General features: G+C 38.0%; 10 protein-coding genes. 2 read left to right on the top strand and 8 right to left on the bottom strand.

Annotated elements, in window-relative coordinates; genetic code table 11:
* The first annotated feature begins 44 nt into the window (after window positions 1–44).
* Window positions 45–1,439, top strand: coding sequence for a C4-dicarboxylate transporter DcuC (dcuC, locus tag FZ949_RS06260; protein WP_103579471.1), 1,395 nt, complete (start codon window positions 45–47; stop codon window positions 1,437–1,439).
* Between the two features lie 9 nt (window positions 1,440–1,448).
* Window positions 1,449–3,176: a gluzincin family metallopeptidase gene (locus tag FZ949_RS06255; protein ID WP_148790241.1), complete on the top strand. Its 1,728-nt coding sequence runs from the start codon at window positions 1,449–1,451 to the stop codon at window positions 3,174–3,176.
* 9 nt (window positions 3,177–3,185) lie between these two features.
* Here FZ949_RS06255 and FZ949_RS06250 read toward each other — a convergent pair whose 3' ends face one another.
* The 8 genes from FZ949_RS06250 to accB all read right to left on the bottom strand — a co-directional run bounded on the left by FZ949_RS06250 (window position 3,186) and on the right by accB (window position 9,483).
* Entirely contained in the window at window positions 3,186–3,608 is a 423-nt protein-coding gene (locus tag FZ949_RS06250) for a Sua5 YciO YrdC YwlC family protein (RefSeq protein ID WP_103579469.1), read from the bottom strand.
* On the bottom strand, window positions 3,605–4,492 hold the full coding sequence (locus FZ949_RS06245; RefSeq protein WP_148790240.1) for a DMT family transporter: 888 nt from the start codon (window positions 4,490–4,492) through the stop codon (window positions 3,605–3,607). Before FZ949_RS06245 ends, FZ949_RS06250 begins: the two co-directional genes overlap by 4 nt.
* Before the next feature lie 5 nt (window positions 4,493–4,497).
* Complete coding sequence (locus FZ949_RS06240; protein ID WP_148790239.1) at window positions 4,498–5,175, bottom strand: DUF799 domain-containing protein; 678 nt, start codon at window positions 5,173–5,175, stop codon at window positions 4,498–4,500.
* Window positions 5,165–5,569, bottom strand: coding sequence for a DUF4810 domain-containing protein (locus FZ949_RS06235; RefSeq protein WP_103579466.1), 405 nt, complete (start codon window positions 5,567–5,569; stop codon window positions 5,165–5,167). The genes FZ949_RS06240 and FZ949_RS06235 overlap by 11 nt, the downstream gene beginning before the upstream one ends.
* On the bottom strand, window positions 5,554–6,222 hold the full coding sequence (locus FZ949_RS06230) for a CsgG/HfaB family protein (protein WP_103579465.1): 669 nt from the start codon (window positions 6,220–6,222) through the stop codon (window positions 5,554–5,556). Before FZ949_RS06230 ends, FZ949_RS06235 begins: the two co-directional genes overlap by 16 nt.
* Before the next feature lie 47 nt (window positions 6,223–6,269).
* Window positions 6,270–7,628 carry an MATE family efflux transporter gene (locus FZ949_RS06225; protein WP_103579464.1) on the bottom strand — a complete coding sequence of 453 codons (1,359 nt, stop codon included), beginning with the start codon at window positions 7,626–7,628 and terminating at the stop codon, window positions 6,270–6,272.
* A 77-nt stretch (window positions 7,629–7,705) separates the two neighbouring features.
* A complete protein-coding gene (locus tag FZ949_RS06220; protein WP_054197187.1) occupies window positions 7,706–9,037 on the bottom strand; it encodes an acetyl-CoA carboxylase biotin carboxylase subunit in 1,332 nt (443 codons plus the stop codon).
* Window positions 9,037–9,483, bottom strand: coding sequence for an acetyl-CoA carboxylase biotin carboxyl carrier protein (accB, locus tag FZ949_RS06215; protein ID WP_103579463.1), 447 nt, complete (start codon window positions 9,481–9,483; stop codon window positions 9,037–9,039). Before accB ends, FZ949_RS06220 begins: the two co-directional genes overlap by 1 nt.
* Between the last annotated feature and the right edge of the window lie 47 nt (window positions 9,484–9,530).

The following is a 9,530-nucleotide window of genomic DNA, read 5'->3' as shown; positions in this document are numbered from 1 at the left end:
GATTTTTGTATTCTGGTTTTTAAATATCTTAATAAGGAGCAAAAATGCATACTCTTGGTCTAATCATAGCCTTACTTACGCTTTTTGTTGTAGGCTGGGCGATTTTAAAAGGCAAATACGCCACTTTTGTTCTCTTGCTCTCTGGCGTTATCATGCTTGTCTCTTCGGTCATTCTTGATACGGGAAAATTTTTACCAGAAAAGGTAAAGAGCACTGGAAATTCCTTGCTAGATGTAGTTGAGTTTATCCGCTATATGCTCTCAAATAATTTTTCGCAACTTGGACTTTTAATCATGTTAATGGTCGGTTTTGCAAGTTATATGACTCATATCGGAGCAAATCAAGCCTTTGTAGGCATCGCCACAAAAAGGTTTAAAGCCATAAAAAGCCCATATTTTATGATATTCATAGCTTTTTGCGTAGCAAAACTTATAAGCATGGTAATAACCAGCGCAGTTGGACTTGGCGTGCTTTGTCTTGCACTTCTTGGACCAGTTCTTATATCACTAGGACTAAATAAACTAAGCGTTGGTAGTATTTGTGCGATGAGTGGAGCTAGCTCAATGGTACTTCTTGGCTCATCGACAGCTGCTGCTGCAAAAGCAACTGAACTTGAGGTACTTGATTATGTTTTTATCTATAAAATTCCAGCGGCTCTTCCAACTGCGCTAGTGATCGGCATTGCATTAGTTCTTTGGAATAGATACTTAGACAAAAAAGAAGGTTGGGTTTGTAGCGAGCATGTAGGAGAGAGCATTAGTTTTGACGATAAGGTAGATGTTCCAAAAGAGCAAGCACCTATGATCTATGCTCTTTTACCATTTTTACCGATGATTTTAGTAGTAGTTTTTTCGCCATATTGCTTAAAAACTATAAAACTAAACATATCAAGCGTCATAATCCTTTCTATGATAATTGCTATGGTTTTTGAAGCATTTAGGCATAAATTTAGCTTTGAAAAGCTTGGCGAAGGGCTAAAAGTATTTTTTAATGCCATGGCAAAAAGCTTGAGCGGTGTTGTTATGCTAGTTGTGGCAGCTGGTATATTTGCTGAAGGTTTTAAAGCTCTTGGTATGCTTGATGCTATTGTAAATTTGGCAAAAAGCATAGGTTTTGGAGGGCTTGGCATGTCTATACTTTTTGTATTTATAACAACCATTGTTACAATCATAGCTGGCTCAAATGGTGCAAGCTTTTATCCGCTTTTAAACATGGTGCCAAATATAGCTAAGAGCCTAAACATCAACTCTGTTATGCTCGTACTTCCTATGCATCAAGCCTCCACAATAGCTAGACCACTTTCACCTGTCTCTGGCGTAGTGGTAGCCATTTCAGGTATGCTTCACATTAGCCCGCTTTCGCTAATTAAAAGATGTAGCGTGCCAGCTATTTTAGGTCTTATAAGCCACCATATATTTGTATTTTTACTATCATTTTAAGGAGAAAATATGAGATGGAGCTTTGATGATTCTTATGTAGATTTTGATAGCGAAATTTTTACCTCATCGTTTGAAAATCTAAAAGCACAAAATGAAAATTTGGTTAAATTTTTAAACAATAAAGAGCTTACCAAGGCTATCATCTCATACGAAGAAGCATACAAAGAAGCAGCTAGCCTACTCGCATTTTGTCGTTGCAAAAGTAGCGATAATACAAAAGATGAGCTAGCTAGTAAATTTGAGCTAAAAATAAAAGAGCAAAAAGCTAAACTTGATACGGCAAAGGAGATACTTTTTGATAAATTTGATAGCCTAAAAAGTGATGATAAAATTTTTCAAAGCGCTCAATTTAAACATATAAAATTTCTATATTTAGAGCATAAAAATAGTAAGAGCAAAATACGAAAAAAGAGCGAAAGAGATTTTTTTGCAAATTTAGCGCTCACAAATTTTTTCCCACTTTTTGCAAATTTTAGACATCTAAATAATTTAATAAATATCTCTGCTACCAATAAAAATGCAAATACACAAAGCTATAATCTTGCAAAATGTATGGGTATATTAAAAGGATCAGATGATGAAATTTTACGCAAAAATGTGTTTGATGGCCTGAGTTCTCACTATGATAAATTTGCCGATCTTTATCTTGATATCTTAAATATGCTTCATGGATTTAGACTGGCTAAATTTAAGGCAGCAAAAGTTGATTTTTTAACTCCAAGCCTTGAAGAAAATAAAATGAGCCTTGACACTTTAAACGCCATGCAAGAAGCCATTAGCAAAAGAGTTGAAAAAATAAGAGAATGCGTAAGAGTAAGAGCTAGTTTTTTAGGTGGCAAAAGCATGAGAAGTTGCGATCTTTTGGCACCTTATCCACTTAGCAAGCATCATGAAATTTCTCATAACGAGGCTATTAAAATCATCAAAAAAGCATTAAAGCCACTGGGCGAAGATAGTTTTATAAAGCTTATGATAGACAAACACTGGATAGAAAGCGATGTACGAGAAAATAAAGCTGGCGGAGCATTTTTTGTAAGTTTGCCAAAATTTAAGCAACCAAGAATTTTTACCACCTACATGAATACTCTTTCACACTTAATCCAGCAAGCTCATGAGCTCGGGCATGCTTGGCACTACTACTTGATGCGTGATCTTCCGGTTTTAAGCGCAAATTTCCCAATGAGCTTAGCCGAGAGCGCGAGTACATTTAATGAGACTCTTTTACGAAATGAGCTAAAAAAAGATGACTCACTTAGGGTAGAAATTTTATGGCAGGAGCTAAAAAGTGCTGCAAATTTTTTACTTCATATAAGCGTTAGATACGAGTTTGAGACTGGTTTTATAAAGCTGCGACAAAAAGGTCAAGTCAGTAAAAAAGATGCAAATGATCTTTTAAAACAAGCTTGGGATAAATTTTATAAAGATAGCACAAGCGATATTGAAGAATTTTTGCCATATTTTAAGCCACATTTTTATAAAACAGATAACTACATCTACAACTATCCTTATAGCGTTGGCTATCTGCTATCACAATTTTTTCTAAGTGAGTTTAAAAAAGATGAAGCAAATTTTTGCAAAATTTATAAACAATTCTTAATAGAGTGTGGCACGAAAAGCGTAGAAGAGCTAGTGAAAAAACACTTTAAAAAAGATACGACAAAGTGCGAATTTTGGCTGATTGGCATAGATGAAGCACTAAAAAATTTAGATGAGTTTAAAAAGGTAGTGACCGTATAAATTCACTAGTTATCTTAAACGTTTTATTTTTTTTCGAGAAATTTTATAAATTTTTGATGGAGTATCTTCGAAAAAATGATCATCTACTATTTCATCAGCCACGCTCATAGCCCAAGCTTCATTAAAATTTTGCCCATTTTTGTTCGCACTACTTGAATAAAGCCAGTCAAATTTAGCTAAAAATTTTTCGTGCTCGCACTCTTTTACGACTCTAATAGCCTTTAAATTTGGATACAAAAATGTGGCTTTTCTTGAACGGCGTATAAAATTTTTATACTTTTTTGGCACTCTAACAAGCTCATTTAAAACACTAAATTTCGCCGTCGTGACAAGGCAAGGTTTATTCTCATCACGCATTTTGGCTCTATTTATCTCTTTATAATCTTTACTCAAAAAGCCAGCTGTCGTATCGGTTTGTGCTAGAAATATCATAATTTTTCTCTTTTTGATAGTAAAAATATACAAGAGATTATTAGGGCAAATCCCAAAAAGTCCCAAAATACAAATTTTGTCCCAAGCCAAAAGTAGCCAAAAAATGCTGCGCTTAGTGGCTCCATGCAAGCTATTAAACTAGCTTTTGCTGCACCTATTAGCTTAACACCTATCATATAAAAGCTAAATGCAAAAATTGTGCCAAGCGTAATAACAGCAATAAATGCCAGCCATTGATTTATCCCATTAAGCCCAGCAAAATCCCAAACTCTCATATAGCAAGCAAGCACTACTCCGCCCATAACCATGCCCCAGGCAAGCGTGAGAGTGACTGAATATTTAGCATTCAGCCTTGCTGGAGCAAGATTATAAATACAAACACAAACGGCACTAACTAAGCACCAAAATAGCGCTTTTGACGAGATGGCAAGAGATGAAATTTGAGCATGTGTGCTCAGGAAAAATACGCCAAGCACAGCTAAAAATAGAGCTAAAATTTCAAGTTTTCTTAGGACGCGTTTTTCTTTTATGCAAATGACCATTAAAATTAAAGCAGGAGCAGTGTATTGAATAACAGTCGCTACTGCGGCATTTGAAAGCTCAATGGAGTAAAAGTAGGCATACTGCGTCATCATAAGCCCAAGCAGGGCATAGACTAAAAACTCACCAAGTAGCTTTATATCTTTAATCGGAGCAAAAACGGCACTTGGTTCTTTAAAAGCATAAAAAATTACAATAACAATGCCAGCTAGCATCAGTCTATATGGCACCAAAAAATCAGAATTTAGACCAAGTGAAAATAGATATTGCCCACAAACCCCACTAAATCCCCAAAGGATACCGCCAACTAAAGTAAGGAGTATCCCAAGACGATGAGTATTCATTAAATTTATCTGTCTTTATGAAGCTGTGCATCTTTGCCATAATATGGCGAATATGGTCCATAAAGTATACAGTTGCGACAATTTCTTGAAAATAAATAAGCATCAGCTCTTACTGCTAGGTCGTAGGATCTGTCTGAGATGGTATTTGCCACCTGTGAGATGACAGCTGAGACTAACATGCCAAGTAGGCTACTTTGGCCGCTGCTGCTATCTTCTGCTGCCATAGCACTGCCTTGCCAAAGAGTAGCGCCGCTTTTTATATCGATAAGCTTTGCTTCAAGGACAACCTTTGTTGAGCTTGAGATGACTGCATAGCTCGTACCATAATCTTTTATATTTATGTAAAGCACACTATCGGCATGGAAAATTTTATCAAGCTTATTTAGTGGCACGGCTGCGATCTCGCTTGGCTCGGTTATGCCATTTAGCTTAAAGGTATCATTTACAAGAGCTACTGGAAATACGTAGTACCCTGCTTCACTTAGTGGTGCGACTGCATTTGCCAAAACTGCTGCTGGACCTGAAATTTCTGTGCTATCGTTTGTTGGCATAAGCACTAAGATAGAGTGAGGTTTTTTTTGTAAAAATTCTGAGTAGTCGTATGGCTCAGGCTCTTTTATAGAGCAGCCCGTAAAAAATACTACCAAAAATATAGCGGCTATAAATTTCAGGCTATTTTTCATTATTTGCCCACTCTTTTTGCTCTACTTTTTTTGGAGTTAAATTTTTAGAGCCTTTGATGAAATTTATATACTCCCTTGACTCTGGGAAATTTTGCACCTCTTTGTCAAAATTTGCATTTGCAGCACCTAAATTTCCATTATTTAGATACAAAAGTCCAAGGTGTGCGTATACGCCAGGAGCGATCTTGTAGCCCTTTTGTATTGATATCTGCACCAAATTTTCTAAGCGTGAAATTTGCTCGTTTGTATCGCCCTCTTCATTTAGGTAGCTATATAGCGAGCTACTATATGATCCGTCCCAATAATAAAGTGATCTTGGGCCGTTTGAATGACCGCAACCCGCTAAAAATAGCACAAAAAGCACGAGGCCGGCAAGCTTTATTTTACTTGCCATGCTCCACTTTCTATGCCATTTACTAGATTATTTACCGCTTCAATAATAGCTAGGCTTAAAACCTTGCCATTTAGCGTAGAGTCATATCCTGCTGTGCCGCCAAAACCGATGATCTCTCTGTTTGAAAGGGTGTATTCGCCAGCACCGCTAACCGAATAGACAACCTCGGCTGTTTTGGTATCAACGATATTTAAATTTACCTTTGAATAGGCAGTTTGTTGCTTGCCTTTGCCAAGTATGCCAAATAGCTGATGATCACCCGTAGTTTTTCGTCCAAACTCGGTTACATCACCGGTTATCACGTATCTTGCGCCTTTTAGATTTTGAGCGGTTTTACTTAGCTCGCTCTCTTGTTTGATCACTTTCATATTTGATCTATCAAGCACCAAAAATCTACCACTTTGCTGTAAATTTGTGATCAAAATACTTTGAGCTTGGTTACCAAGCCTATCCTCGCCATCAGCAAATACACCATTTTGGTAAGCTGATTGATTATTAAATCGACCTATCGAAACTGAAATTTTTTGGCCATTGTAAACTGTGCCGTAGCTTGCTACTTTTGGAGTTTCAACAACCCTTGAGCTCTCACTTGCACATCCAGCAAAAAGAGCTGCTGTAAGCAAAACTGCACCAATTTTAAATACATTTTTCATTTTTTATCCTTTGCGACAAAATCGCTTGTATATTACTAAATTTCTTTTTAAATAGCTTTAAATTTCATCCACGTACCTTTTAGATATCTAATCGTAAAAAGCACCGCCTTTACAGCCCAGTCAGCAAACATTGCAAACCAAGTACCTATCATGCCAAGATCAAATGTGAGCGCAAAGACATAGGCCAAGATGACTCTACAAGCAAACATACAAACTAAATTTACAATCATCGGATATTTAGCGTCCCCTGCAGCACGAAAAATAGTCGGATACGTATAGGCAAGTGGCCAAATAAGGCACATAGCGATACCGTGATACCAGACGATCTGCCTTGTTAAATTTATGGCTTCGCTTGAGAGATTATAAACAAGAAGCAGTGGCTCAAGTAAAAGCAAAATTACTGCTGTGCCAAAAAGCTGGACGATATAGATGCTTATCATCGACTTTTTTACGTAAAATTTAGCCTGAGCAAAGTCATTCGCGCCAACACACCTTGAGATAACCACACTAAGCCCTGTTCCTATCGCCATGCCAGGGAGCACTTGAAACATTACGATCGTCCCGCCCACGGCATTTGCAGCGATACTTGCTGTGCCAAAGAGTGAAACAAGACTCAAAACGATGATGCGACCCACATAAAACATCGAATTTTCAAAGCCATAAGGTACACCGATATTTAAAATTTTCTTGATGATCTCGTAGTCAAATTTATAGACAAAGCTCTTTCTTATGTGAAGTTTTAGCCTTATATCAAGGAGTAGATAGACTATGACGAAGCAAGCGAGCACCTTGGCTATAAGCGTGCTAATAGCAATACCTAAAATACCAGTATGAAATGTATAAATACTAATGGCTGTTAAAAGTACGTTTAATAAATTTGCAGCCGCCATAATATACATAGGAAGCTTGGCATTTGACATTGTGCGAAAGATCGCCGCAGCTGCTGCATAGACAGCCAAAAATGGCGCGGAAATGGCCGAGAAAACAAGATAGTGGCTAGCATCATGCCTCACTTGCTCTCCAATATCGCCAAATACATAATCCAAGATGATATCTTTTAAAACTATGATGACCGCTGCGATAAAAAGGGCAAAGAAAAAACTAAACCAGACGAGCTGATTTGCTGTGATTTTGGCGTTGCCACTTTGTTTATTGCCTAGATACTGGCTAGCAACCACTGAGCCGCCAGTAGCGATAGCTGTAAAAATGCTAATAAATAGCGCCATGACAAATTCCACAAGACTAATCGCACTTACAGCGCTTTCACTAACACTTGCTGCCATTAGCGAGTTTGCAAGCCCTAAGCTATACTCTAAAAACTGCTCAACCGCAATAGGGAAAAATAGCTTTGCAAGGTCGGCATTTGAGAAAAATTTTGTATTTTGATCTTTGATTTTGTTTACCATGCTTCCCCTAAGATAAACTTAAAAAATTTTAATTTTTAAGCCAAGATCTGCTTTTTGCAAATCCTGACTTAAAAATTTTAGTGTCTTGAAAGATAATTTGTATCGTAGTTATTACTTAAAAAGTCTTTGTTTTCCATCATAGCGATGTGAAAATCTTTTGTTGTTTTGATGCCATTTATTATGAGCTGATCAAGAGCTACTTTCATCTTATGGATCGCTCTATTTCTATCGGTATCCCAAACCACGAGTTTGCCGATCATACTATCGTAATATGGCGGTATAGAATAATCTTGATAGATATGGCTATCCATTCTTACATTGCGGCCACCTGGGCAGACATATTTTGTGATCTTGCCAGGACACGGCGTAAATGTATTTGGATCTTCAGCTGTTATCCTACACTCGATCGCATGACCTTTTAGCTCGATGCTTTCTTGTGATGGTAGTGCCTCGCCTTCAGCCACTTTTATCATAAGCTCGATGATATCAAGCCCGCTTACCATTTCGCTCACTGTGTGCTCAACTTGAAGTCTTGTATTCATCTCAATGAAGTAAAAGTCTAAATTTTTATCAACCAAAAACTCAAACGTACCAGCTCCCTCGTAGCCGATCGCTTTTGCCGCCTTTATGGCAGTTTCGTGAAGTCTCTCTCTTGTCTTTTCATCAAGCAGAATAGCTGGACTCTCTTCGATTAGTTTTTGGTGGCGACGCTGCATAGAGCAGTCACGCTCGCCGATATGAAGCACATTGCCATGGCTATCGCCAATTACTTGAACTTCGATGTGGCGTGGGTTTAGGATATATTTTTCCATATACATTGTGCCATCACCAAATGCACTCATAGCTTCGCTCTCAGCAGACCAAAACGCCTTTTCTAAATCCTCTTCACGTTCAACCACGCGCATACCACGTCCGCCACCACCTGCAGCAGCCTTTAATATGACTGGATAGCCTATCTTTTTAGCTAGCTCTTTTGCAGCCTTTGTGTCAGCCACAGCACCGTCTGAGCCGGGAATGACTGGTACGCCAGCTCTTTGCATGACTTGCTTTGCCTTACTTTTATCGCTCATCAAAGCCATTGCAGCGACACTTGGTCCTATAAATTTGATCTTGTGATGTGAGCAAATTTCAACAAAATTTTGATTTTCGCTTAAAAAGCCATATCCAGGGAAAATAGCGTCTGCTTCGCTGATCTCAGCCGCACTTATGATAGCTGGGATGTTTAGATAGCTGTCGCTTGAGCGTTCTTTACCGATGCAAATGGCTACGTCGGCATATTTTACGTAAAGTGCGTCTTTATCAGCGGTTGAATAGACTACAACGGCTTCTTTACCCATCTCCTTTATCGTTCGCAAAGCACGAAGAGCGATTTCGCCTCGGTTTGCGATTAAAATTCTTTTTAATTCCATTAATTTTTCTCCACGCCAAATAACGGCAATCCAAACTCAACTGGCTGTCCGTCAGAGACTAGCATCTCAGTGATCTGGCAGTCAAACTCGACCTCGATCTCGTTCATTATCTTCATAGCCTCGATGATACCTACTACATCGCCTTTTCTTACTCTTTGACCTACTTTTACAAATGGAGCAGCGCCTGGGCTTGGAGCAGCATAGAAAGTACCTACCATAGGAGATTTTATGCTATCTTTTGGCGAGTTTGCAGCTGGTTTTACCTCTGAATTAACGACTACATTTACAGGTGCTGGAGCTGGTGCTTGTGCTGCTGGTTTAGCAGGCGCACAATAATCTGAAAATTTTTCAAGCTCTACCTCAAAATCACCACTTTTTATTTTGATATGATTCATCTCCATATCATTAAAAAATTCGATAAGCTCTTTTATATCTTCTTTTTTCATAGAAAATTCTCCTAAATTTTTATATAAGCGTCTAATTGTAGCGAAAA

Source organism: Campylobacter concisus (genome assembly GCF_902460545.1).
Lineage (GTDB): Bacteria > Campylobacterota > Campylobacteria > Campylobacterales > Campylobacteraceae > Campylobacter_A > Campylobacter_A concisus_AE.
Note: the sequence above shows the minus strand (reverse complement) of the source record. Positions and strands in the feature narration are given on the sequence as shown.

What these genes read in the sequence shown, in the direction of transcription:
- dcuC (WP_103579471.1), top strand. Translation starts at nt 45, where the DNA reads ATGCATACTCTTGGTCTAATCATAGCCTTACTTACGCTTTTTGTTGTA.
- FZ949_RS06255 (WP_148790241.1), top strand. Translation starts at nt 1,449, where the DNA reads ATGAGATGGAGCTTTGATGATTCTTATGTAGATTTTGATAGCGAAATT.
- FZ949_RS06250 (WP_103579469.1), bottom strand. Translation starts at nt 3,608, where the DNA reads ATGATATTTCTAGCACAAACCGATACGACAGCTGGCTTTTTGAGTAAA.
- FZ949_RS06245 (WP_148790240.1), bottom strand. Translation starts at nt 4,492, where the DNA reads ATGAATACTCATCGTCTTGGGATACTCCTTACTTTAGTTGGCGGTATC.
- FZ949_RS06240 (WP_148790239.1), bottom strand. Translation starts at nt 5,175, where the DNA reads ATGAAAAATAGCCTGAAATTTATAGCCGCTATATTTTTGGTAGTATTT.
- FZ949_RS06235 (WP_103579466.1), bottom strand. Translation starts at nt 5,569, where the DNA reads ATGGCAAGTAAAATAAAGCTTGCCGGCCTCGTGCTTTTTGTGCTATTT.
- FZ949_RS06230 (WP_103579465.1), bottom strand. Translation starts at nt 6,222, where the DNA reads ATGAAAAATGTATTTAAAATTGGTGCAGTTTTGCTTACAGCAGCTCTT.
- FZ949_RS06225 (WP_103579464.1), bottom strand. Translation starts at nt 7,628, where the DNA reads ATGGTAAACAAAATCAAAGATCAAAATACAAAATTTTTCTCAAATGCC.
- FZ949_RS06220 (WP_054197187.1), bottom strand. Translation starts at nt 9,037, where the DNA reads ATGGAATTAAAAAGAATTTTAATCGCAAACCGAGGCGAAATCGCTCTT.
- accB (WP_103579463.1), bottom strand. Translation starts at nt 9,483, where the DNA reads ATGAAAAAAGAAGATATAAAAGAGCTTATCGAATTTTTTAATGATATG.